The organism is Roseovarius sp. MMSF_3359 (assembly GCF_030733385.1).
Classification (GTDB): Bacteria; Pseudomonadota; Alphaproteobacteria; order Rhodobacterales; family Rhodobacteraceae; genus Roseovarius.
This window is the reverse complement of the sequence record NZ_JASHJC010000008.1, coordinates 79,995-103,566: the sequence shown is the minus strand read 5'-3', so window position 1 is coordinate 103,566 and position 23,572 is coordinate 79,995. Positions and strand designations below refer to the sequence as shown.

Genomic DNA, 23,572 nt, shown 5'->3' with positions numbered 1-23,572 from the left:
CGAGTCGAAATTTTCCTCGACAGGCTAATCGAACATATGTACCATCGTCAATCATGAATGATACAAATGTACAATCATCCGTTCTTGAGCGTCTCACAGAAGAGTGGTCGGCGCTGACGCCTGAGGCGCAGAAGGCCGCGCGCTACGTGCTTGAAAACCCTGCCGATGTCGGGGTGTCGACCGTGCGTGAGATTGCCGAGGCGGCGAAGGTCAAGCCCAACACCTTCGTGCGCATGGCACGACAGGTGGGCTTCGAGGGGTATGACGATTTTCGGGAGCCGTTCCGCGAAGCGATAAGGCGCGGGCAGGTGAGCTATCCCGACCGCGTCCGCTGGCTTCAGGAGGTGCGCAAATCGGGCGATCTCGGCGGGCTTTACGCCGACCAAGTGGCCGCGGCGATCCGCAATATCGAGGAGACATTCGCAGGCATCAGTGCCGATGCGCTGAAGGCGGCCGCCGAGGATATCTGGAATTCGCGCCAGGTGTTCGTGATGGGGGTGGGCGTCAACAACGCCAATGCCCGCAACTTCACTTACCTGGCAGGCACTGGGATGACCCGCTTTCATACCATCCCGCGGGCGGGGTCCGTGGCGACGGATGATCTGGCCTGGGCGGATGAGCGCGACGTGTTGATCGCAATTACCTGCCGCCCGTACCGGTCGGAGGTGATCGAGGCGGTGCGCATCGCGCGCGAACAGGGGGTCACGGTGGTTGCCTTGTCTGACAGTCCCGCCAGTCCGATCATCCTGGCCGCGCAGCACGGCTTTGTCGTCGCCGCCGACACACCACAATTTTTCCCGTCGTCGGTCTCGACCATCGCGCTTCTTGAGACATTGCTCAGCTTCGTGGTCGCCGTATCCAGCGAGGAAATCGTTGAAAGAGTTGAGAAATTTCACAAACGCCGCCACCAGTTGGGCATCTACCAGGAGGAACCTGAATGAGTGCACCGATCCGCTCGCTCGCCGCGCGGTACTACACCGATCCGGCAGTCTTCGAGGCTGAGCGCACCGGCCTTCTGGCGCGCACATGGCAATTTGCCGGTCATGCCAGCGCATTGGAAAATCCGGGCGACTATTTTGCGTTTGATCTGGGGGGTGAGAGCCTCTTTTGCATTCGAGGTCGCGACGGGGAAATCCGCACGTTCTACAACGTTTGTCAGCACCGCGCGCATCAGCTTGTCTCGGGCAGCGGTCAGACCCGCGTTGTCGTCTGCCCCTATCATGCCTGGACCTATGAATTGACCGGTGAATTGCGGGCCGGCCCAAACATCAAGGCCGTGGAAGGTTTCGATAAATCAACGGTTTGCCTGACGTCGGTCCGGACGGAGATTTTCCTGGGGTTCATCTTCGTCAATCTCGATGATGATGCGGCGCCGATGGACGAATGGTTCCCAGGCGCGCGGGCGGAGCTGGAAGATTTCGTGCCAAATTGGGCAGATTTGAAACCGCTGGAATGGGTCGAAATCCCGGAAAACTGCAACTGGAAGGTCTCGGTCGAAAACTACTCGGAATGCTATCATTGCAGCCTCAACCACCCGACCTTTTCCACCGGTGTGATCAAGCCTGAAACCTACGATATCCAACCGCAGGGTTACTGCCTGCGCCACACGACCGAGTGCAACTCGCTGGATCAGATGACCTATGACATCGATTCCGGCTTCGCCCATAACGAGGAATATTCAAGCTGGTTCCTCTGGCCGATGTTCAGCTTTCAGGTCTATCCCGGCAATCTTCTGAACACTTATCACTGGCGGGCCATAGATGCCGATCACGTTGTGGTCTGGCGCGGATGGTATTCGGTCGGCGGCGAGGATAACGAGACCGTCCGCCGGATGGCGGTTCAGGATCGCGCGACGACGGTCGAAGAGGATATCCACCTGGTCGAATCCGTTCAGCGTGGTTTGAAATCAAGGGGTTACGTTCCCGGTCCGCTGGTTGTGGATCCGAGCTGTGGGGTGAATTCCGAACACTCGGTCATGCATCTGCAGCGTTGGATGCGGGAGGCGGTGGACGGCTAGGAGATGGGTGCGCGGGTTGAGGTCTTCTATTCGCTGCAGAGCGATTATTGTTACTTCCTGCTGGACCGGTTGATCTGGCTGGCCGGGCAGGGGATCGACGTCGCTATTCGCCCGGTCCTGGGCGGTGTGCTGCGCCTGCCTGACCGCTACCGGGATCGTGATGCATTGGAGCAGGCATATTTCGCGACCGACACGGCACGTGAGGCGGCATATCTTGGGCTTCCCTATGCCTATCCGGAGCCGTCACCCATCACCTTCAAACCCGGATCGCTGTGGATTGCCGAGGAAAAACAGTCCCTTAACGAGCGGCTAAACAGGCTTTTCGTAGGTGCCGTCAGGGCCGGAAAAGGGTTGGCTTTTCTCGACCACGTGGCGCGGAAGCTCTGGGATGGGTCGACGCCGGGGTGGGACAAGGGCGATCATCTCACCAAGGCGATGGCAGCGGCAGGGATGGACATGGATGCGATCCTCGCCAGCACCTCCTGGGCGGAGGCCAAGACCGATCTGGACAGGAATGCAGAGGCGATGCTTGAGGCCGGTCATTGGGGTGTCCCGTTGATGGTCTATCGCAATGAGCCGTTTTACGGACAAGACCGGTTTGACCAGATGGTCTGGCGGATGGGACAGAAGGGAGATCTACCATGCTGATGCCCGAAGAGTGGCGCCCCGAACACAAACTTTTCCCGCATCAGGTCGGATTTACCTGCCCGCCCTTCGATTATGACGCCGCGCCGAGTGATTTTCTGCGGATCGCGCCCGAAACGGTCGGTGTGCATGGCTGGATGCTGCATGTACCCGAGTACGCCCACGGTCTTGACCAGCGGAAACAGAATTTCGGCATGATGGAGGATTTCGTCCATTGCATGGCCCGTAACGGGGTCGATGTGGCCGGGCAGGTGGGGTCGAACTGGGTCCATGCCAGCGGGTTGGGTGTGGAAGGCATCCGGCAACATTGCGAAGACCTTTCCGACAAGTATGGGGTACGCTTCCACATGGCGGGCTATGCCATGATCGAGGCGCTCAGGGCCATGAATGTGGAGAAAGTTGCGCTCAACGCTGCCTATCATTGGCCGGAATGGTGGCAGGGCACGGTGGGTTTCCTCAAAGAGGCCGGGTTTGACGTCGTCTGGGCGGGGAATTTCCACGATCAGGGATGGTTCGACACCCAGGAAGAGGTCAATGATCGCCGGTGGGTGTTTGACGGTGATCTGGCCCTTAAATCATTTACTTACGTGGCGGAGAAGGCACCGCAGGCCGATGCCTATCTGATCAACGGCATGTGCAATTTCCGGTCCGGACCGATGGGTCAGCCGCAACGGCCGCTGCACCTGACGCCGATGCTGGAAACCGCCCTGGGCAAGCCCGTTATCGGTCACGACACCGCGCTCTACTGGCGCATTTTCAAGTCTCTCGGCCTTGCTCCCACCTCACCGCAGGGGCGCCTGCTGGACAGCCTATGACCACTGCTTTCACCGTACCGAATACCCCGAAGCCGGAGGCAAAATATGCATAAGATCGTGGCCCTTTGGGCGATCCCGAGGTCAACCTCCACAGCATTTGAATGGATGATGCGCCAACGCGGCGATCTGGATTGCCTGCACGAGCCCTTTGGCGAGGCCTGGTATCAGGGCGAGGCACCTTTGTGGCATCGTTACGCGCCCGGAGAGGTGACCACACCGGGTCTTACCCTCGACAGCGTCTGGCAGGACATCCAGGCGCGCGCCGCTGATGGCCCGGTGTTTCTCAAGGACTTTCCGCATTATATCAATCACATGTGGGATGCAGAATTCCTGTCGCATTTCACCCATGCGTTCCTCATTCGTGATCCCGCCAAGACGATCACCTCGATGCACAGTAAGTGGCCGGACTTCCACGAGGGAGAAGTGGGTTTCCCGGAACAGCGGGCGCTTTTCGATCTGCTTTGGGCATTGAACGGCGCGCCGCCGCCGGTGATCGACAGCGATGACCTTCTGGAAAACCCCCATGACATGACCCGCGCCTTCTGCGATGCGGTTGGCATCCCGTTCAAACCCGAGGCACTCAGTTGGGAGCCCGGCGGCGACCCGTCGGAACATAGTTGGTGGGACGGTGGATCATTCCACGCCAACCTCGCCCAATCGACCGGATTGACACCCCAGAAACGCCGATATGTCGACCTTGACGACACGCCGCCGCGGGTGCAGCAGGTGTACCGCCGGATGAAGCCGCATTATGACAGGCTTCACGCACACCGAATCCGTCTCTGAAAGGCGCACGACATGATCGACGTGAAACCCTATTGGCAGAACTACATTGACGGCGCATGGGTCGATGGCGGCGCCGGGCGTGTCGATATCATCAACCCCGGTACGGGCGAGAAACTGGCCGAACACGCGCTGGCGGACGAGGCGGATGTGGACCGGGCGGTGCAGGCGGCGAAGCGCGTTCGCCAGTCGGGTGTGCTGACGGCGATGCGCCCCATCGAGCGTGGCCGTATCGTGCAGGAAATTGGACGCTATCTTCTCGATAATATTGATGAAATCGCACCTCTCCTGAGCCTCGAGCAAGGCAAACCCCTTTGGGAGGCGCAGCGCGAGGTGCAGGGGGCGGCGCTTTACTTCGAGTATTACGGCAATCAAGCCTCCACGGTCGAGGGCCGCTCGATCCCGCTGGGAGAGGGGTATTTCGACTTCACCCATAACGAACCTTACGGCGTTTCGGCGCAGATCATCCCGTGGAACTATCCGCTCGAAATGACGGCGCGGTCGCTTTCGGCGGGGCTGACCACGGGCAATGCCTGCGTGGTGAAGACGCCCGAACTGACGCCGCTGAGCAATGCGTGGTTTGCTCATGCCGCCGAGGCGGTGGGATTGCCGGCCGGTGCGGTCAACATCCTGTGTGGCTGGGGGCATCAGGCCGGGGCGGCGCTGAGTACCCATGCTGACGTCAACCAGATCGTCTTTACCGGTTCCGTCAAGACCGGTGTTGCGATTGCCACGGCGGCAGCGGCCAATGTGGTTCCTTGTGTGCTGGAGCTTGGTGGCAAGTCCGCGGCGATTGTCCATGACGATGCCGATCTGGAGGCGTTCGAAAACGACATCCGCTGGGGCATTTACTTCAACGCAGGTCAGGTGTGTTCCGCGATGAGCCGAGTGATCGTGCACGAAAGCCGTCATGACGAGGTGGTGGAACGCGCTGAAAAGATTGCGAAATCCCTGTCAGTTGGCCCGGGGATCGAACGGGCGGAACCAGGCGCCAATATGGGCGCGATGGTGTCCGAGGCGCAGCGCGACCGCGCCGCCGATATGGTCGCGGAGGCCGAAGCTCAGGGCGCGCTTGTGGTCACCGGTGGCCGCAAGATGAACATCCCCGGCGCGTTTCTTGAACCTACGGTCCTGGCCGATGTGACGCCGGACATGACCATCGCGCAAGACGAGGTGTTCGGGCCGGTCCTTTCAGTGATGAAATTCCGGGACGAGGCCGAGGCGATCCGCATCGCCAACGGGACGCCATATGGGCTGGTCGGGGGTGTCTTTACCCGCGATCTTGACCGTGCGACGCGCGCGGCCCGGCAGATGCGGGCGGGGCAGGTGTTCGTCAACCAGTGGTTCGCGGGTGGTGTCGAGACACCTTTCGGGGGCTATGGCAAATCCGGCTATGGCCGGGAGAAGGGGCGCGAAGCCCTTTGGAATTACGTTCAGACAAAAAACGTGGCGATCGCCCTGCGGTGAGCGACAGGCCCGGACACGACACTCCAACAGAAAGGTACATGACATGAGCACGTTCGACGAAGATCTGTTTCTCAAGGGTCTTGAGCAGCGCAAGGCCACGCTTGGGGCAGAATATGTAGAGAAGAACCTTGCCGCCGCCGATGATTTCACGCGACCGTTCCAAGAGGCGATGACGGCCTGGTGCTGGGGGTTCGGCTGGGGCGATGACGTGATCCCTGCCAAGACGCGCAGCATGATGAACCTTGCGATGCTGGGCGCGCTTGGCAAGATGCACGAGTGGGAAGTGCATTGTCGCGGTGCAATCACCAATGGCGTCACACAGGACGAAATCCGGGCGATCATCCACGTGGTCGGCATCTATTGCGGCGTGCCGCAGGCGATCGAGTGTTTCCGGTCCGCCAAGAAAGTGCTGGCGGAGCAGGAGAGTTAAGCCGGTTCGACAGGCAACAATCGGTAGGGTATCGTCGGCGCCATGACCCAGCCTTGCATTATATGTGTCGCCATCACCGGCTCGGTTCCGACCAAGGCCGATAACCCGGCGGTGCCTGTTACCGTCGAAGAGCAGATCGAGAGCACCCATGCGGCCTTCGAAGAGGGCGCGGCAATTGCCCATTGCCATGTGCGCGATGACGCGGGGCTTCCCTGCTCGGATCCGGACCGGTTCGAAAAGTTGGGCGAAGGTATTCGCCGGCATTGTCCGGGCATGATCGTGCAGTTTTCCACCGGCGGCCGCTCCGGGGCCGGGAATGAACGGGGTGGGATGCTGCCGCTTCGGCCGGATATGGCCTCATTGTCGGTGGGGTCGAACAACTTTCCCACCCGGGTTTACGAAAATCCGCCTGATCTCGTGTCCTGGCTGGCCGCCGAGATGCAGACCTATGAGGTGACCCCCGAAATCGAGGCGTTTGACCTTAGCCATATCCTCCATGCGATCCGGCTGCACCGGGAGGGTGTGCTTTACGGCAAGCTCTATGTGCAGTTTGTGATGGGGGTGAAGAACGCAATGCCCGCCGACCGCGAGGTTTTCGATTTCTATGTTCGGATCATGCGTGAACGCGCGCCCCAGGCCGAATGGTGCGCCGCAGGTGTCGGGCCCAACCAAATCGCCGTCAATGAATGGGCGATTGCTGCGGGGGGGCATACGCGCACCGGCCTGGAGGACAACATCCGCCTTGATCGGCAGACGCTGGCGCCGTCGAACGCCGCACTGGTGGCGCGCTGCGTGGCACTCTGCGATCAGTATGAACGCCCCGTCGCCACCCCTGAACAGGCCCGCAACATCCTCGGGCTGTCGCCCGTGAACTGACGTGAACGGCCGGTCTCTGTCGCCGGGCTGACCGATTCTCTGTCGCCGGGCCTCATGTGACCAAATCGCAACGTCCAAACCTTTGCTGAGCCTGTCTTTGAAACGTGGCAGCCGCGCCACGCCGGAAGTGTGGTGCAGGCACAAAAACAGGCCAAGCCCAATAAAATAAGGCAAAACTGTGTCCCCGGGATCGTGGCGTGTGAAATCGGCCCGGGGGCGTGTGTGATTTAAACGTCACAACGCGCCCAACAACGATTTTGGACAGGGCGCATTCGTTGACAGTTGGGGGGTGTTTGCAGCATTTCATCATCAAGTCGTGACCGCCTTTGGTGACGGCGGAACTTTAATCTCTTGCTTATGAGGAGGGACACCCTTGAAAAAGCAACTTCTTTGCACCAGCGCGATCGCACTCGGCGTAGCCGCTGCTGCTCCTGCTTCGGCCCAATCGTGGGACCTGGACTGGGGCGGATACATGAACCAGCACGTTGCTTGGTCGGATGCTTCGGGCACCGGTCTGGCAGCTGGTACCGACTTTGACGGCATCGACACGCTGAACAACTCGGAAATCCACTTCACTCCGTCGATCACTCTGGATAACGGCCTGACATTCGGCGTTAACATCCAGATCGAAGGTAACAACAACGGTGGCGGCGCCACTGGTATCGACGAATCGTACATGACCATCAGTGGCGACTCGTTCGGTAAACTGGTTATCGGTAACGAAAACTCGGCAGGTTACCTGTCGATGGTTGCTGCTCCCCAGGTTACTTCGATGTACATCAACTCGCCGTCGATCTCGGCCTTCCTGCCCTTCACAGCGGCTGGTGTTCCGATCTCGTTCCGCGATGCTAAGTACTCGGCCTACACCGAAGTATCGGCAAACAACGACGTAAACCGAATCAGCTATTACACACCGAACTTCAACGGTCTGGTTCTGGGTGTTTCCTACGCCGCGACAAGCACTGTCAACGCAGGTAACAACTTCAGCGTCAACCGTAACGGTGCTGGCGTTGTTTCCGACATCTTCGACATCGGTATCAACTACAGCGGCACCATCGGTGGTGTTGATCTGAACGCCGGCGCACGCTGGGGTACAGGTTCGGTTAACGCAGCAACCAACCCGGGTGTTTCGGATCCTGAAACATGGGGCGTTGGCGCAACCGTTGGCTTCGGTGGCTTCACCGTAGGCGGTTCGTACGCTGAGAACGACAACGGCGGCACAGGCGGCGTTGGCGGTATCGGTGGTAACGCTGGTGCGGACTCGGATGGCTGGACCTTCGGCGCGACATTTGACGCACCTGGCCCCTGGTCGTTTGAAGCTCTGACATCGCAAGGTTCGAGCGACTCGGTTGCTGGCGACGACGACTACGAAGCCTACCAAATCGGTGCAGCTCGCACTCTTGGACCGGGCGTCAGCTGGAACATCTACGCCGTTTGGGCTGAAAACGATGACAACTCGACCGCCGGTACAGACATCGACGGTACAATCATCGGTACAGCGATCAACCTGAGCTTCTAATTCAGGTCGATATATGCGGCGGGGGGGTGACAAACCTCCCCGCTGTTTTTATGTGAAGTGGTAAGATCAACGCCACAACACGCGGAATTTCCCCAAATGAAAAAGAGCATCGTCTGGCTGGCCTCCTATCCCAAGTCGGGAAACACCTGGACGCGCATTTTTCTCGCCAATTACCTGACCAATGCGAAAGAACCGGTGCCGATTAACCAGGTGCACAAGTTCGGCATGGGTGATTCAATCCCCAAAACATACCGCATGGTCGGCGGCGCCAATGTCGACACGATGAACGTCAATGTTACCCTGGGCCTTCGGGACCGGGTTTTGCGTGGGATCGTGGCCAATAACGCCGATGTAAACCTGGTCAAGACCCACAATATCAACAAACCTGCGCTTGGGACGGAACTGATCCCCGATCAATTCACCCGGTCGGCGATCTACATCATCCGCAACCCGCTCGATATGGTGCTGTCCTACGCCCGGCATTACGGGATGAGCATCGACGACACAATTGATGCCATCGGTCATTCCGATCATGTGAACCAGCCCGATGAGACGACAGTGTTTCAGTTTCTCGGCAGTTGGTCCGATCACGTCGAAAGCTGGACCGGCAAGTCATCGTTTCCGATCTGCGTGTTGCGATACGAAGACATGTTGACCGATCCGCATGCCGCTTTCACCAAGGTGTTGGAAAACATCGGGGTGCCTGTCGATCCGGAGCGCCTCGACCGCGCGGTTAAACACTCGAGCTTCAAGGAAGTGTCCAAGCAGGAGAAAAAGGGCGGTTTCGCTGAGCGTTCGCGCCATAGCGAGACATTCTTTTCCAAGGGCACGAGCGACAATTGGAAGAGTGAATTGACCGAGGATCAAGTGGCCAGAGTTCGGCGTGTGCATCGTAAGGTCATGAAAAAGCACGGATATTACTGATGAATGACTTAAGGCGGATTATCTGGCTGGCCTCCTTTCCGAAATCCGGCAACACGTGGGTGCGGGTGCTTCTGGCGAATTACTTCATGCCCAAGAGCAAGGCCCCCGATATCAACAGCCTCAGTCAATTCACCACCGGCGACATCCGCAAGGACTTCTTCGACCGTGCCCTGGGGCGTCCCTATAGCGCATCGACCATGGAAGAATGGGCGAAAGTGCGTCAGAAAGCCCTGCGGTTGATCGCGGCGTCAAAGCCAAACCATCACTTCGTCAAGACACATTGTCAGACGTTGCGGATGTTCGACATCGACATCATCCCGCCCGAAGTGACCGCGGCGGCGGTCTATGTCATGCGCAACCCGTTTGACCTGACGCCTTCCTTCGCGCGGCACCAGTCGGCGGATATCGACACGACCATCGAGCGCATGAGCTCGGAAATGAACATCATGGCGACGAATACCGGCATGTACGAACCGCTCGGCCGGTGGGATGACCATGTCGAGGCATGGACAACAGCGCCCGGCCTGCCGCTTTATGTGATCCGCTACGAGGATATGATTGCCAGTCCGGGCAAGGTCATTTCGGGCCTTCTTGAGAAGTTCATGAAGGTCAAGGTAGACCGCCCGAAATTGGCCTACGCGGTCAAGCAGGCGAGCTTTAAGTCATTGCAAAAGCAGGAAAAAGAGCTTGGCTTTGCCGAGAAGCCCGCAGAGATGAAGAGCTTTTTCACCAAGGGAAAGGCCGGGTCATGGCGCGAAGATCTGACCCCGGCGCAGGTCGGTCGTATCCGGGAAGAGTTTCGCGGGACGCTCGAAAAATGGTATCCTGAGATGCTTGACGAAACGAAAGAGTTCGCGGCAGGCGCCTGACAGGGCAAATCGGCCTGTTGGCCGTCAGTGGTTCTGCTATGCTTGATTACGGCGTGGCATGACACATTTTGTCGGATGAGCCATGCGTTGTGAAAGGGCCGAACCATGAAATCCACTTGTCTGTCTCTGGTTGCTGTTTTGGCCGTCACGGGGTGTTCGAGCTATGTCGGACCGGAAACCGTGGCGATGCTTGGGGATGCTCCGGCGTCATCGGGCGGCAAGTATTCAACGGGCGGGGGGATCAGTGTCGCGGCGGACATGCGCGAACGCGGTGGTCAGACGCTCGTTTGTGGTGTCTGGGCACAAAGCGAACAGCAATCCATCTTGACCAAGGGACGGGCAGGGGAGGTTCTGGCCCGGGGATCGGTACAGTTGGATGGCAGCCAGATCGCGCAGGATCTTTCGTTCATGCAGGAGGTTCCGCCAGTTGCCGATTACAGCGGCAGCACGGCGAATTGCCGGCAGATTGACCGGCCCTGGCAGGCAGGGGACGAGAACCGGCGCCTGTCGATCCGGATCCCCCGTCATGTCGTGCACCGGGAATTCGACGGCGTGGGTGGCGGTGTGATCGTGTTCTTCGATCCGGGCGGGCCGGGCGCAGGCGGCGTCTGAACCCCCTTCACTCATTGAAAGTGGCGAGAGGGACGGCCTTTTCTTGGCGCCATTCTTTTGCGGTGGTGTCATTGGTTATCTGGTGAAGTACAATCTAGAATAGAATTCTTCTTGATTCCCCATTGAACGCAATGGCTACGGTTTCCTGTCAGCGGAAACGATGTGATCGTCGTCACAGAGCGACGAGGCGATTTTCAAGCATATGAATTAAATGCGTAAATCCATGAAATCCAAGTTTTCCAGATGATCTGAAACCTATCGCAGTGCGGTTCCCAGAACGGTTCCGGACTGTCTGGTTACCAGTTCTTCACGCTTCAAATCAACCTTACCGGTCAAGTTTTGCAATCAGGGCGGGTGTCCTCGAATGCATGTGAAAAGGATGTTTTCCGCGCTGCCGGACGATGCGTTGTCTGCGGTGAGGATCCGTTTACCCGGTAATGCGCCTCTGTTTCCGCGCGATTGAGGTTTCTGAACGGCGGCATGCAGTGCCGCCGCTTCGCAACTCAGCGAGGGGAACCGACGAGAAGGCCAATGAACGGTCCTGGCAGAGGGCGCAACCCGACGTCGGGATTTCCCAAAGAGAACCGAAGTAGTGAAAGGAAGATTAGATGACCGACAATTTCGCAGGATTTGCGGCAAGTCTTACTTCTCCGGGGGAGACGCACTATGTCGTGTCCCCTTCAGACACAGCCGATCTGGATCCGCGTCCGCGGGCATTGAAATGTATCGCGTCGGGGACCGTCGCCGTGCGCGATGGGGCGGGAACGGATGTTACCTATCCGGTTGAGGTGGGCGACGTGCTTGAGTTCCGGGCCGTCCGTGTTCTTGCGACGGGAACAACGGCTGTTGTGGTGGCCTGGGAATGATTGGTCTTTCCGTCAGCCCCCGGCGCCGGTCGCGCAGGACCACGACCGGTCAACCTGATCTGGTTGCACCGATCCTGGCGGCGTTGTCGCTGGACGAAGGCACGGGGATGTTCGGATTTGACGGTGATGAGGCCGGGGCGCTTCATTGGGTGGTTGATACCACATCAAGCTACGCCGACGCCGATGCGCTTGTCGCGGCGAAACCGACGGCAGCGGCGTCGGGCAGTGCCTTGGCGTTGGCGGGGACCAATGCCGGTCAAACCGATTTGTCCGGCCTCACCTCCGGTGGGTGGCAGTTCCATGTGGGCGTGATCGACGCGGCGGGAAATGCGTCAAATGTGCTGAGCACGGCCTTCACCATCGTTTCCGGAAATCTGGAGCTGAGCGGCGATCCATTGGTGTGGAACGGCGACCAGTTGATCTTTAACGCGGCATGAGGAGCTAGAAATGGCGACTGAATTTAATACGGGCAGTGACGCCTCATTGAACGAGGCGGTAAAGAGCCGCTATGAGGCAAACGCCGACACCAACGCATTCACAGACAACGAAAAATCCAAACTGTCGGGCATTCCTGCAGGGGCCGAACCGAACGCCGTCGATAGCGTGAACGGGGCCACCGGTGCGGTCAATCTGAATGCTGATGACATCGACGACGGGTCGACGAACCACAAGTTTGCGACCGCCGCACAGCTTAGCAAACTCAACGGGATCGAGACGGGTGCAACCGCGGATCAGACCGGATCTGAGATCGTTTCCGCAATTGATGCGGAGCTGGGGGGATCAACCTGGCAATCCGGCGGCGGTGGTGGCGGCGGGCCCGCCGACCGAGTTATTGATGTGGCCCAGAACCGCATCTTGGGTCGTGTGTCGACCGGCACCGGTGACAGCGAAGAATTGACCGCGGCAGATGTGCGGGCGTTGCTCAATGTATCGGACGGGGCATCGCCGGATCAGAATGGCGCCGAGATCAAGACGCTCTATGAGGGGCAAAGTAATACCAACGCCTTTACCGATGCCGAGAAGTCAAAGCTCTCGGGCGTTGCCTCGGGGGCCACGGCCAATACCGGTGCGCTGGCTGATACCGATACGGTGGGAACCGGTGAGATCGACGATGCCGCGGTGACCTTGCCCAAGCTGGCGCCGATTGCGACCAACCGTTTGCTTGGCCGCACGAGTGGCGGCACCGGAGAGGTCCAAACGCTCAACAGCACCGCGGTTCGGGCGATCCTGAATGTCCTTTCTGCGACCAGCCTCGCATCGAATACGAGCGGGCAGGGGGCATCTCTGATCGGGTTGGAGGACAGCGGGGCACTCTTTACCGCCGCCGACGTCGAAGCGGCGCTTCAGGAGCTTGCCACCAAGTTGGACAATTACGGGGATGTCGTGACCCTCGATCAGTCCGACGTTGTTTTGCAGGGTGGCCAGGACGTGATCGTTTTTGATGCGGGAGGCGACTCAGCCGTTGCCCGCCCCACGCAATCGGCGACCAAGACGGTGATCTGGTTCAACCATGGGGCGTCGATGCCAGCCAACCTTGGTACCTATGACATCGCCGTGGGTGGCGGTTTCGGGGTGGCCTCGGTCAATACGCAGACAGGTGCGGCCTATACGCTGAGCCTTGCCGATGCCGGTTTGAATGTGGACATGACGAGTGCCGCCGCGAACACGGTGACGATCCCGACGAATGCGAGCACTGCTTTTGCGGTCGGTGCGACCATTTCCATCACACAACTGGGCGCGGGTCCAACAACGGTGGATGGCGCGGGCGGTGTAGCCGTGAATGGCGTGTCCGGCGGCAGCGTGGATATCAACAACCAATATTCGGGCTGTGTTCTGCGCAAAATCGGCACGGATGCCTGGGTGATCCAGGGGGATATCACCTGATGCCGGTTTCAGCTTTTGATATGATCACGAACGGCATCCTGCTGTCAAAACGCAAAGCCGCGGTCAGTTCCTATACCGAGGTGGGCGTCAACACGAATGACGGCGCCTACCTCGTTTTCCCGGCGACCCTGCCGGCAACCCAACATTTCCTTGCCTTCTCGTCGTATCGGACCAACTCGGATTTCCGCGGCAGTATCCTCGGGCTTGAAAATGTCATCTCGTCGGATGGCTGGCGCGCGGATGATACGAATTCAGATGGCCTTGCGCGCCCCGAGATTGATTTCCTGATCAACGGAGATCGCGACTCCAAATTCATCAGCACCGCGAACTACGCCATTGGTGACAAGATGTGTTTGCTGATCTCGGGAACGATTTCCGGATCGGTGGCGACCTCCAAAGTCGTCATTTGGGACGAGACCAGCGGCGCGGCGGCCAGCGTCTTCACCACCAATAGCGCGGCCTCGGCCAATTCGTATGACTGGAACAGGTATAGTGCCACGCCGCCTGCCTTGTTCGCGTCGGCTGGTGGTCAACGCTCGGCAGATCTTATGAACTATCGCTTTGCGTTCTGGGATGCCAATGACCTGGGTGGCGCGCCGCCCAACATCGACGACGGCACCGTTCAGGACAGGTTTTTCAATGGCTCGACTGGCGTGACCGTCGATCCGGCCGTGTCGCACGCTGCTTATGGTGTCCCGTCCTACGAACTCCACGGGCCAGCATCGAATTACAACAATGGCACAAATTTCGGCACCGGCAACGATTGGACCGCGGACGGTCCGTCCTTCTCGTAGGAGGCTAACGTGTTACATACATCTGATCTTCAAGTGCTGGTCAACGATACCGGCTCCACCCTGACAAGCAGGCCCTATCCTGTTCAACAGGACAATAACGGTGTCGGGGGTGGTGATCCGGAAACCGAAGCCCTCACCTACATTGCGAACGCGACCGAGACCTATGACCAGAACGCGTTCATTGACCCGATGCTGCAGCGTGACATCGACAGCATCAAGAGCTACTGCGCACGCTCAAATGCGGATGTCATCGCGGTGGCGTCCGGTGCGTGGTCGGATGCCACGACATGGTGGTCGATCTCGGGCAATACGCAACGGGTGCCACAGCCTGGCGAGAACATCCTGATCCCGGCGGGTGTCAACGTCACCTATGACCAGATCAGCACAACCGAGTACAACACGATCCGCGTCGATGGCGGTTTCATCTGGGCCGATGACCGAAGCACGGAGTTGCACTGCGACACGATCTTCGTGGATCATACAGGCACCTACGAACTGGCGTCAGAATCTGCGCCGGCATCGGAAAGTTTCACGCAGACATTGATCTATACCAACAACGGACCGCTCGATGTCACCAACGATCCGGTCAAGATGCAGCGTGGGCTGGTCTGTTTTGGCAAAGCCTCCATCTTTGCCACGCCGGTGATCGGTATTGCGCGGGCTGCGGGCGGGATCCCGCAAGGCGCTACGTCGGTCACGCTCGATCGGCAGGTGCAGAACGTGTCGGGGTTTCGCGACTGGAAACCGGGCGATGAGATCATCATTCCAGGCACGCGGATGAGGGGCATGAACAGTCAGTGGGAGCCTTGGGAGACCGAGATACGCACGATCACGGCCGTTGATAACTCGACCCCGTCCGCCCCGGTGATTTCCTGGTCCGGTGGGCTGAACCATCCGCACCCGGCCTGTTTCCGCCGCGCGGCCTTCACGCCACATATCGTCAACCGGACGCGGAACTTCCGGACCAGTACCGACGGCGCGCCATCGGATGCGCAACGGCGCGCGCACCAGCTTTTCAAGAACAAGGACCAGAATACGGTCGAATATGTCGAGGCCTGGGGCATGGGTCGCACCGACATGGACTTCAAGACGCTTGGCACCTCGCCGGTGATGCTGAGCACGATGCCGACGATCACCAGCACAACGAACACGAATGGCCGCTATATCTGGCATTTCCATCGCAACGGGGCCGATGATCCAACGCTGAACCCTTCGGTGTTCCGCGGGTGCGTTGGCTACGATTCGCCGGGATGGGTCTTCGTCCACCACGACAGCCACGGCAAGATGATCGACTGTATCGCACATGACTTTCAGGCGGTCGGCTTTGCCGGCGAGGGTGGCGGTTCCTGGGGTGAGATCAACGGGTGCATCGCCATTGGAACGCGGGAGCCGTGGGCAGGGCCTTCGACGGCCCGGATCAAGGATGGCGGCAACAAGATCGGCGATATCGGTCACGGTTTCTGGTCAAACTCGCGCCCGCTGAACTTCAGGAACTGCATCGCGGCGGATTGCACCGTGGGGATGGCATGGACATCCCGTGTGAGTTTCGGCACCAACGTCTATCCCGGGATTACCGAGGAGTTGCGCGCTTTCTACGGCCTTGCAGCCGATCCAAGCACGGACGTGCAAAAGACGTTCGCGGTGATCGAGGGTTTTGAGCACAACGAGGTCTATGCCTGCAACTGGGGTGGATCGGTCGCCAAGCGGTTCCCGGTCCAGCATCATGATCTCGTGTCCTTCATGGATGGCTTCAAGGCTTGGGAAGTGGATGTCGGGTTTCACTGGCAATACACCGGCATGTATTCGATGAAAGATTTCGACGTGATCGGGTTCAACCCGGCCAACAGGTCCATTGCCCCCTATGCTGCCGGAATTGGACTTTGGCCGTTCCGCCAGACCGTCAGCATGGTGTTCATGGAACCCAGGATCGAGGCGTTCAGTCGCGGGATCGACTTTACGACCGTCGGAGGAGACAACACGCGCACCAACAAGGCGCAGAAGGTTGTGGGCCCGGTCTTCACCGATTGCACCACGGACTATGCCCATGACGGCACGTCCATTACGCTGCCGTGGTCGGCGCTGAACAACGGAGTGGTTGATGCCGAAGAGATCCCCTTGGCCAACTTGGGCAGCAACGCGGCGGGGGCGGTCGTTCCCGATTACCTCGAAGATAGCTGTACCTGGGCGGGCGACGACAACCATTTCGTGATCGCCGATGACTTTGGCTACACCGACAGCATCGGGTACCAGAAGCGGTACAAGGGCGTCCCCAATACGGAGTTTGGCTGGGGCGATCGCATCAACGGCCAGAACGAGGCGAACCAGTTTTCGCGGACGTCAAAAGACGCGGGCATACTGGTGCTCATTACCCGGACGATGATGCAGCAGATGATGAAGCAGGAGGGGGTCTATACCTCTGCTGCGGGGGATAAGGTTCTGCTGATCCCTGATGTCGTCCAGGACCGGACATCGGGCCTGAGCACCTATTTCTACACACCGGTCGCCCTGCGCATGCCCGCAAACGAGTTCAACGCCATCCTGCCGGGCTACGCAACAGGTGTGGGCAACAACGGCGTGCTCGGCACTGTCAACGGGCAGGATTTCACAAGTTTCAATCCCGCCGGGACCAATGGTCTAACATAGGAGATCACCATGCATCATCACATTCCAATGCTGACGCCGCTTCTTTCCTGGGCGCTCATTCTCATCAGTGGCGCGTCGCTGTACCTTCACTACTACAACAGCCGCAATGCCGGGTGGCTGCTCAAGTACAACCAGATGGAACTGGCGACGATGGCGCGTCGCGGCGAGCAGAACATGGGCGTCGATTGCGCCGTGATGGGGTTTGGCATGGGGTTGCATAACCTGAACTTCCTGCCTGAATCCGTTGTGTTCTGGGTCGGGTTGGCGATCGTTGCCTTCCGCGCCTATATCCTTGCGATCACGATCAAACGCTCCAAACGCATCTATAACTTCAAGTGGGAGCAGGTCAGGGAAGATGTGGAAAAGCTGACCGGCTGATTGCCAGCCGCACGGGGTGGTGCGGGGGTGAGGGGAGAGTACTGAAGCGGAGCCTTTGCAGAAGGCTCCGTTTTGTTATGTCTGGAACCATTTGGGGGCGAAGGTGGACGGGCGGACCGAAAGCGATTATGACCTGCGCGGCTGCGCCGGGCTGTTTCCCCGGGCGCGCCATCCGGAACCGAAGGCCAGGGCGTTGACGAGCTTGATGGACCAAAGTGTCGAAACTCTTTCGGAGGCAGGTGACGCCTCGGATCGCACCCGTGCCGCCCGTCAGGCGGCGCGGATTTCCGTTGCGCCGATGATGGACTGGACCGACCGCCATTGCCGTTTCCTTCACCGGCAGCTTTCCCGGCACGCCTTGCTTTATACCGAGATGGTCACGGCTCCCGCTTTGGTCCGCGGTAATGCCTTGCATCTGCTCGACCATTCGCCTGCCGAACATCCGGTGGCGCTGCAACTGGGCGGATCGGACCCTGCGGAGCTGGCCGAGGCGGCGCGGCTTGGCGCTCAGGCGGGGTATGATGAGATCAACCTCAATGTCGGCTGCCCGTCGGATCGGGTGCAGTCAGGGACTTTCGGCGCTGTCCTGATGAAAGACCCTGCGCTGGTCGCGGAATGCTGCGCGGCGATGATGGCGGCCACGGATGTGGAGGTCACGGTCAAGTGCCGCATCGGCGTTGACGATCAGGACCCGCACGACGTTCTCCCCGAGTTCCTGTCCCGCGTCAGTGCGGCAGGGGTGAGCCGGTTTGCCATTCACGCGCGCATGGCCTGGCTGCAGGGTCTCAGCCCCAAGGAAAACCGCGAGATCCCGCCACTGGACTACGATCTGGCCGTGTCGATGAAGGGCCTTTTCCCCGCCCTGCACCTGAGCATCAATGGCGGGATCACGTCGCTTGACCAGGCCGAGGCGTTTCTGGACGCAGGGGTGGATGGGGTGATGTTCGGACGCGCCGCCTATCACCAGCCCGCCGATATCCTCTCCGCGGTTGACCGCCGGTTTTTCAACGCTGACGGGCCTGATCGCACCGCCGAGGTCGCCGTTGACGCCATGCTGCCCTATATCGAGGCGCATCTGGCCGCCGGCGGACGGCTGCATCAGATCACGCGGCATATGCTTGGCCTCTTCTCCGGCCGCCCCGGCGCACGCGGCTGGCGGCGGACATTGTCGGAGGGTGCGGTCCGGGACGGCGCGGGGCCGGAGGTCGTCCTTGAGGCCTTGGCGCATGTCGCCTGAGCAGAAAGCCGTTGTCGATACGCCCTAAATCCGCTCTATGTGACCCTCGACACGCGATGCGGAGCCACCTTGATGCCTGATCCCTCTCTCTTGCTCGCCATGTTGGCGCTGCTTTTGGTGATCGGCGCCTTTGCCGGTGTGCTGGCCGGGCTTCTGGGCGTGGGCGGTGGCATCGTCCTCGTTCCCGCATTCTTCTACGCGTTTCAGACACTTGGCTATGACGGGCCGCAATTGATGCAGGTCTGCCTGGCCACGTCTTTGGCGACGATCATCGTCACCTCGGTGCGGTCCGTCCTGAGCCACAACAAGAAAGGCGCGGTGGACTGGGATATCCTGCGGACATGGGCGCCGGGCATCGTTATCGGCGCGGTGATCGGTGTGACGGCCGCGTCGAACCTGAGTTCGACCTTCCTGCAAGGCGTGTTCGGGGTGCTCGGCATCGTGATCGGCCTTTACATGGGGTTTGGACGTGCCGAATGGCGCCTGGGGCAGGCGATGCCCACCGGGGTGACCCGCGCCGTGATGTCGCCCTCCCTCGGCTTTTTGTCCGTGCTGATGGGCATTGGCGGCGGCAGTTTCGGTGTGCCACTGATGAGCCTTTACAACACCGCCATTCACCGGGCCGTGGCAACCGCGGCGGGGTTTGGCGTGACCATCGCGGTCCCCTCGGTCATCGGGTTTCTCTTTCTGACCATCGCGCCGGAACACCGCCCGCCCTGGACCATCGGCGCGGTCAACCTGCCGGCCTTTTCCACAGTGATCGCCATGACCCTCATCACCGCGCCCTGGGGCGTGCGACTGGCCCATGCGATGGACCCCAAACCGCTCAAGCGGGTCTTTGCGGTCTTTCTGACGCTTGTGGCGCTCAACATGCTGCGCAAGGCCTTGGGATGGTAGGGGATTTCCTGGAAAAAAGCTGGGTCCGGTTTCCGGTAGATCCCGCGCTGCAAGCCTGGGTCGATGCCGTCCGGCCGGTTGCCGCCGAGCGGGTTGCCGACCCGGAGGAGCAGCGCCAGTGGCTGCAATGCGAGGGAACGTGGTTTGTCGGGGTGGATACCTTGCCCAACGGGCCGGACGGGTCGGTATCACAAAGCGGGCCGCTTGCGGGGGCGGCATATGATTTTGCCCAGGCAACCTATGGCACCTTGCCGCTTCATCGTGGCCAGGTGTCGGTGATCTACCCCGGGTATCCGCGTCCGCGTGCGGGCGAAGGGGCGGGGGCGTTCCGGTATCGGCGGGATCGTGATGCGGCCCATGTGGACGGGTTGCTGGCCGTGGGCGCTGCCCGGCGGCGGATGCTGAAAGAGCGCCACGCCTATATTCTTGGCCTGCCGCTGACCGATTGCGGCGCCGGGGCCAGCCCGCTGGTGGTCTGGGAAGGTAGCCACCATATCATGCGAGAGGCGTTCGAAGATGCCTTGGGTCACTTGCCCGAGGCCGAATGGGCCGAGGTTGATCTGACCAACATTTACCAGGCGGCGCGCCGAGAGGTGTTTGACACATGCCCGCGCGTGATCGTACCAGCCGCACCGGGGGAGGCGTATGTCGTTCACCGCCATGCGTTGCACGGTGTGGCGCCATGGGCCGACGAGGCCGATGCGCCGATGGAGGGCCGGATGATCGCCTATTTCCGCCCGGAACTGCCCGAAGGATCGGATGACTGGCTCCGCGCGCCGTAGGCGGTGATGGTTGTCCGGTCTCCGATCTAGGGAGGTCGCGAGTTGGTGTATGCCCGCTGTGCGGACAAAGCAGTCTTTCGGCCATCATTTAAACAGAGGGCATCGCCCGACCGCGGGTGGGCGCCACGTAGGTGGTTCATCGCACTTTATGGTGACGTATACTTTCAACAATCGTTGGGGTTGAAACGGTGACGAAGCGCCCGCCCATGGGGCGGTCGGGCGCTGCCCGGCGGTGCTGCGCACCTTGATTCCGGGCTGAAGCAGTGTTCGCAAAGGGCTCAAACCGAACACCAACCCCACTCGTCGTGACCAAGGTCAGGCGTCGGCTCCTTTGGGACCCACCCCAAAAAGAAAGGGCCCCGCGAGGGGCCCGTTTCCGCATTCAATTCCTGTAGGCTCAGGCCAGGGCGATGTTCGATGCCGATTCACGGCCATCACGGCCTGCTTCGATGTCGAAGGTCACTTTCTGGTCGTCGGCCAGGCCGGTCAGACCCGCGCGCTCAACGGCGGAGATGTGGACAAAAACGTCCTTGCCGCCACCTTCCGGCGCGATGAAGCCGTAGCCTTTTGTTGCGTTGAACCATTTTACGGTGCCATTAGCCATACCGTAGTCTCCTAGATTTTGCTGCCCGCGTGAGTGCGGCAACCCGGCTAGTCAGTGCAAGATCGAGTGACTGAGCCGTGAGTAGGAGCAGGTAGTCGATAGTGGTAACGTCGCAGCGTCGATATGAGGCGGGTGGACCAATAATTCAAGGGGAAATAACGATTTAGCGGCTCTTGAGCGGAATATCGACACTCCTTTCGCAGGTCCCGGGGCGCCGCAACGCCCCGGTTGTGCGAAGAGCACCCTCCGCTGGTTGGGTCAGCCGTCTTCCGCCGGGTCGGTTTCCGCCTCGCCCACGGGGCAGCAGCGGTATTCCTGGCTCTGGTCGAGAAGTTCGATCTGCTTGGCCAGCAGCTGGTTCTCGAGATCCTTGCGGACATTGTCGAGTTCGATCGACTTTCTCCGGCTGTCCTCGCAGGTGTTGCAGTCATCAAGGCAGCCCTTGATCACCACGCCCTGGGTCGGCAGGCAATAGACCCGCTCGAATTCAAGCTCGGCGGCCAGTTGGCGCCCCACCTCGTTCGAGCCTGCCTTGGCAAGTATCCCCTGCTTGACCAGATCGTCGTCAACCTGCTGGAGCGCCTTGGCGTGGACATCCGCCGAGAGCGGCTTGGCATTGGCAACGATCGGCGTCCGCGCGGCAACCGCAGCCACGTTGGTGGTAAAACCAGCGGCCGTGCCAAGCGAGGTGCCAGCCATGTTCGGCGTGGCATTGGCCCGCTGCGCCACGGCCGAGACGCGGCCAACCGCCTGCACTTCGGCGCGCGCGGTTTGCGTCGCCAGAAGCCCGTTGGGCAGCACCTTGATCCCCGTGACCGGACGGACCGGGCGGGCATCGACCACGGAACCCGCCGCCGCATCGACCACCCGTCGCAGCACCGATTTGATCCGGAACCGCAGGATCTGCCGCTTGACCAGCTGATAGGCGAAATAGGTCACCGCATGGCACTGGTTCTTGTTTTCGATGGACCGGGTCGAGGCCTCGTAGGCGCTTTCGCTTTCGCCTTCCGCATGGGTGCGGCTTTCCACCTCGCCGATCTGCGTCGCATTGGCCGCCCGCGTCGCCTGGACCGAGCGTTCGTGCGAGGCAGAGGCATGGCGCGACAGTTCCCGCAGGAACGAGGATGAGCTGTTGGCATTGAAATCGCCTTCGACATTGACGCTTCCACCGCCGGCAAACCCGAAGGAGGCGCCATAGGCATCCACATCCGTCTCGAAATCCGAATGCGACTGCGATTGCGCCGAGCCGCTGTCGGTGACCGTGAGGTCCGACATGTAGCGGTCCATCGCCTTCATGTAATAGGTCTCCTCGGAGGTCTGCTCGTGCCGGTAGCTTACCTCGCTTTCGCTGTCATAGGTAAAGCGGCTGTTGCGGTTCGCGGTGTAAAGGCGGACCTTTTCGCCGGGCAGCAGGGTGGTTGAATAGATCACGTCGCCGAGCGCCATCGGACCGGGGCAGCGTTCCAGTTCGGCCACAATGCTGACCTCGACCTGGGCCGCACCCAGATTATACGTCAGCCGGTAGGTGGTGGTCAGGCTTTCGCAGCACGGCTCCGTGGTGATTTCCGGACAACAGGGGATCTTGTTCGTGGTTGTGAGTTCGCCATCAGGCATACTTATTTCCTCCATCAAAAAGTGACTTGATTCAAAAAAACAGCCCGCCGCGACCGGGCTCGGAAATAAGAACCCGGGTGTGATCGCGCGCAGACTGCCAGCAGTTTAGGCCCGTGCAACGTAAGGGCGAGTGCGGATGTCATGGGGCGTCACTTTGGGCCGATAATGGCCCAGGAGTGGTGCGGCGCGGGGCGAAAAATGGCTCAAGGGAGCGCCTTGCCCTGTAAAGTCCGGAATACCCCAATTGACAGCAAAACGCCGCGTCAGAGCGCGGCGTTCACTTGGTCAGACAGGTGCCTGGCGGGTCAGAGGACGGTGACAACCGTGCCGATCGGTACCCGCTCGTAGAGGTCTTTGACATGTTCGTTGATCATGCGGATGCAGCCGTTTGAGACCGAGCGCCCAATGGAACGGGGCGCCGTGGTGCCATGGATGCGGAAATAGGTATCGCGGCCATTCTGGAACAGGTAGAGCGCGCGCGATCCAAGCGGATTGCCGGGGCCGCCGGGCTGCACATAGTCATTATCGATGAACTCGCCATAAAGATGCGGGTCGCGTTCGATCATCTCATTTGTGGGCCGCCAGGTGGGCCATTTCTTCTTGACCGAGATCGTGGCCGTGCCGGTGAATTCAAGCCCGGCCTTGCCGACGCCAACACCATACCGCAGCGCCTTGTTGGGCTCGGTCACGAGGTACAGGAAATGGGCGCGCGGCAGCACGAGAAGTTGACCGGGTTGGTACTTGCTGCTGATCCGCACTTCCTGCGGTCTGAATTTCGGCGCAACCTCAAAGGCGCGGGCGGAGGCGGGCAGCGTGGCGGCAGCGATGCCACTGGCCAGGAAATGGCGGCGTTTCATCATTGGTTCGGTTCCCCTTGGTCGTCTGCGAAAGGTATATGAGGCGATATTGGCCTAAG

General features: G+C 60.1%; 24 protein-coding genes. 21 read left to right on the top strand and 3 right to left on the bottom strand.

Annotated elements, in window-relative coordinates:
- Positions 1-53: 53 nt before the first annotated feature.
- The 21 genes from RBB29_RS13055 (at position 54) to RBB29_RS12955 (ending at position 20,438) form a co-directional block, all read left to right on the top strand.
- Positions 54-941 carry a MurR/RpiR family transcriptional regulator gene (locus RBB29_RS13055; protein WP_306116418.1) on the top strand — a complete coding sequence of 296 codons (888 nt, stop codon included), beginning with the start codon at positions 54-56 and terminating at the stop codon, positions 939-941.
- Entirely contained in the window at positions 938-2,017 is a 1,080-nt protein-coding gene (locus RBB29_RS13050) for an aromatic ring-hydroxylating dioxygenase subunit alpha (protein ID WP_306116419.1), read from the top strand. The genes RBB29_RS13055 and RBB29_RS13050 overlap by 4 nt, the downstream gene beginning before the upstream one ends.
- A 3-nt stretch (positions 2,018-2,020) precedes the next feature.
- Positions 2,021-2,665, top strand: a complete 645-nt coding sequence (locus tag RBB29_RS13045) for a DsbA family protein (RefSeq protein ID WP_306116420.1) — start codon at positions 2,021-2,023, stop codon at positions 2,663-2,665.
- A complete protein-coding gene (locus tag RBB29_RS13040; RefSeq protein ID WP_306116421.1) occupies positions 2,659-3,477 on the top strand; it encodes a hypothetical protein in 819 nt (272 codons plus the stop codon). Before RBB29_RS13045 ends, RBB29_RS13040 begins: the two co-directional genes overlap by 7 nt.
- A gap of 45 nt (positions 3,478-3,522) precedes the next feature.
- The gene (locus tag RBB29_RS13035; protein ID WP_306116422.1) at positions 3,523-4,263 is read left to right on the top strand and encodes a sulfotransferase family protein; all 741 of its coding nucleotides are present in this window, start codon (positions 3,523-3,525) and stop codon (positions 4,261-4,263) included.
- Between the two features lie 12 nt (positions 4,264-4,275).
- Positions 4,276-5,727: an aldehyde dehydrogenase family protein gene (locus tag RBB29_RS13030; RefSeq protein WP_306116423.1), complete on the top strand. Its 1,452-nt coding sequence runs from the start codon at positions 4,276-4,278 to the stop codon at positions 5,725-5,727.
- A gap of 43 nt (positions 5,728-5,770) precedes the next feature.
- The gene (locus RBB29_RS13025; RefSeq protein WP_306116424.1) at positions 5,771-6,157 is read left to right on the top strand and encodes a carboxymuconolactone decarboxylase family protein; all 387 of its coding nucleotides are present in this window, start codon (positions 5,771-5,773) and stop codon (positions 6,155-6,157) included.
- Positions 6,158-6,199: 42 nt separating this feature from the next.
- Positions 6,200-7,033: a 3-keto-5-aminohexanoate cleavage protein gene (locus tag RBB29_RS13020; RefSeq protein ID WP_306116425.1), complete on the top strand. Its 834-nt coding sequence runs from the start codon at positions 6,200-6,202 to the stop codon at positions 7,031-7,033.
- Positions 7,034-7,406: 373 nt separating this feature from the next.
- Complete coding sequence (locus RBB29_RS13015) at positions 7,407-8,552, top strand: porin (RefSeq protein ID WP_306116426.1); 1,146 nt, start codon at positions 7,407-7,409, stop codon at positions 8,550-8,552.
- A 96-nt stretch (positions 8,553-8,648) separates the two neighbouring features.
- Positions 8,649-9,476: a sulfotransferase domain-containing protein gene (locus tag RBB29_RS13010; RefSeq protein ID WP_306116427.1), complete on the top strand. Its 828-nt coding sequence runs from the start codon at positions 8,649-8,651 to the stop codon at positions 9,474-9,476.
- A complete protein-coding gene (locus RBB29_RS13005) occupies positions 9,476-10,345 on the top strand; it encodes a sulfotransferase domain-containing protein (RefSeq protein ID WP_306116428.1) in 870 nt (289 codons plus the stop codon). Before RBB29_RS13010 ends, RBB29_RS13005 begins: the two co-directional genes overlap by 1 nt.
- Before the next feature lie 105 nt (positions 10,346-10,450).
- The gene (locus tag RBB29_RS13000; protein ID WP_306116429.1) at positions 10,451-10,957 is read left to right on the top strand and encodes a hypothetical protein; all 507 of its coding nucleotides are present in this window, start codon (positions 10,451-10,453) and stop codon (positions 10,955-10,957) included.
- A 608-nt stretch (positions 10,958-11,565) separates the two neighbouring features.
- Positions 11,566-11,823, top strand: a complete 258-nt coding sequence (locus tag RBB29_RS12995; protein WP_306116430.1) for a hypothetical protein — start codon at positions 11,566-11,568, stop codon at positions 11,821-11,823.
- A complete protein-coding gene (locus RBB29_RS12990) occupies positions 11,820-12,260 on the top strand; it encodes a hypothetical protein (RefSeq protein ID WP_306116431.1) in 441 nt (146 codons plus the stop codon). The genes RBB29_RS12995 and RBB29_RS12990 overlap by 4 nt, the downstream gene beginning before the upstream one ends.
- 10 nt (positions 12,261-12,270) lie before the next feature.
- Positions 12,271-13,707: a hypothetical protein gene (locus RBB29_RS12985; protein ID WP_306116432.1), complete on the top strand. Its 1,437-nt coding sequence runs from the start codon at positions 12,271-12,273 to the stop codon at positions 13,705-13,707.
- On the top strand, positions 13,707-14,501 hold the full coding sequence (locus tag RBB29_RS12980) for a hypothetical protein (protein ID WP_306116433.1): 795 nt from the start codon (positions 13,707-13,709) through the stop codon (positions 14,499-14,501). The genes RBB29_RS12985 and RBB29_RS12980 overlap by 1 nt, the downstream gene beginning before the upstream one ends.
- 9 nt (positions 14,502-14,510) lie before the next feature.
- Complete coding sequence (locus RBB29_RS12975; protein ID WP_306116434.1) at positions 14,511-17,144, top strand: G8 domain-containing protein; 2,634 nt, start codon at positions 14,511-14,513, stop codon at positions 17,142-17,144.
- A 9-nt stretch (positions 17,145-17,153) separates the two neighbouring features.
- Positions 17,154-17,522, top strand: a complete 369-nt coding sequence (locus RBB29_RS12970; RefSeq protein WP_306116435.1) for a hypothetical protein — start codon at positions 17,154-17,156, stop codon at positions 17,520-17,522.
- Positions 17,523-17,727: 205 nt separating this feature from the next.
- On the top strand, positions 17,728-18,759 hold the full coding sequence (gene dusA, locus RBB29_RS12965; RefSeq protein WP_371931501.1) for a tRNA dihydrouridine(20/20a) synthase DusA: 1,032 nt from the start codon (positions 17,728-17,730) through the stop codon (positions 18,757-18,759).
- A gap of 72 nt (positions 18,760-18,831) precedes the next feature.
- On the top strand, positions 18,832-19,656 hold the full coding sequence (locus RBB29_RS12960; protein ID WP_306116437.1) for a sulfite exporter TauE/SafE family protein: 825 nt from the start codon (positions 18,832-18,834) through the stop codon (positions 19,654-19,656).
- Positions 19,650-20,438, top strand: coding sequence for a hypothetical protein (locus RBB29_RS12955; protein ID WP_306116438.1), 789 nt, complete (start codon positions 19,650-19,652; stop codon positions 20,436-20,438). The genes RBB29_RS12960 and RBB29_RS12955 overlap by 7 nt, the downstream gene beginning before the upstream one ends.
- Before the next feature lie 397 nt (positions 20,439-20,835).
- On the opposite strand, the gene RBB29_RS12950 is transcribed toward RBB29_RS12955, so the two are convergent.
- The 3 genes from RBB29_RS12950 to RBB29_RS12940 form a co-directional block, all read right to left on the bottom strand.
- Positions 20,836-21,042, bottom strand: a complete 207-nt coding sequence (locus tag RBB29_RS12950) for a cold-shock protein (RefSeq protein ID WP_306116439.1) — start codon at positions 21,040-21,042, stop codon at positions 20,836-20,838.
- A 258-nt stretch (positions 21,043-21,300) separates the two neighbouring features.
- Entirely contained in the window at positions 21,301-22,656 is a 1,356-nt protein-coding gene (locus RBB29_RS12945; RefSeq protein ID WP_306116440.1) for a hypothetical protein, read from the bottom strand.
- Positions 22,657-22,961: 305 nt separating this feature from the next.
- Positions 22,962-23,516, bottom strand: a complete 555-nt coding sequence (locus tag RBB29_RS12940; protein ID WP_306116441.1) for a L,D-transpeptidase — start codon at positions 23,514-23,516, stop codon at positions 22,962-22,964.
- Between the last annotated feature and the right edge of the window lie 56 nt (positions 23,517-23,572).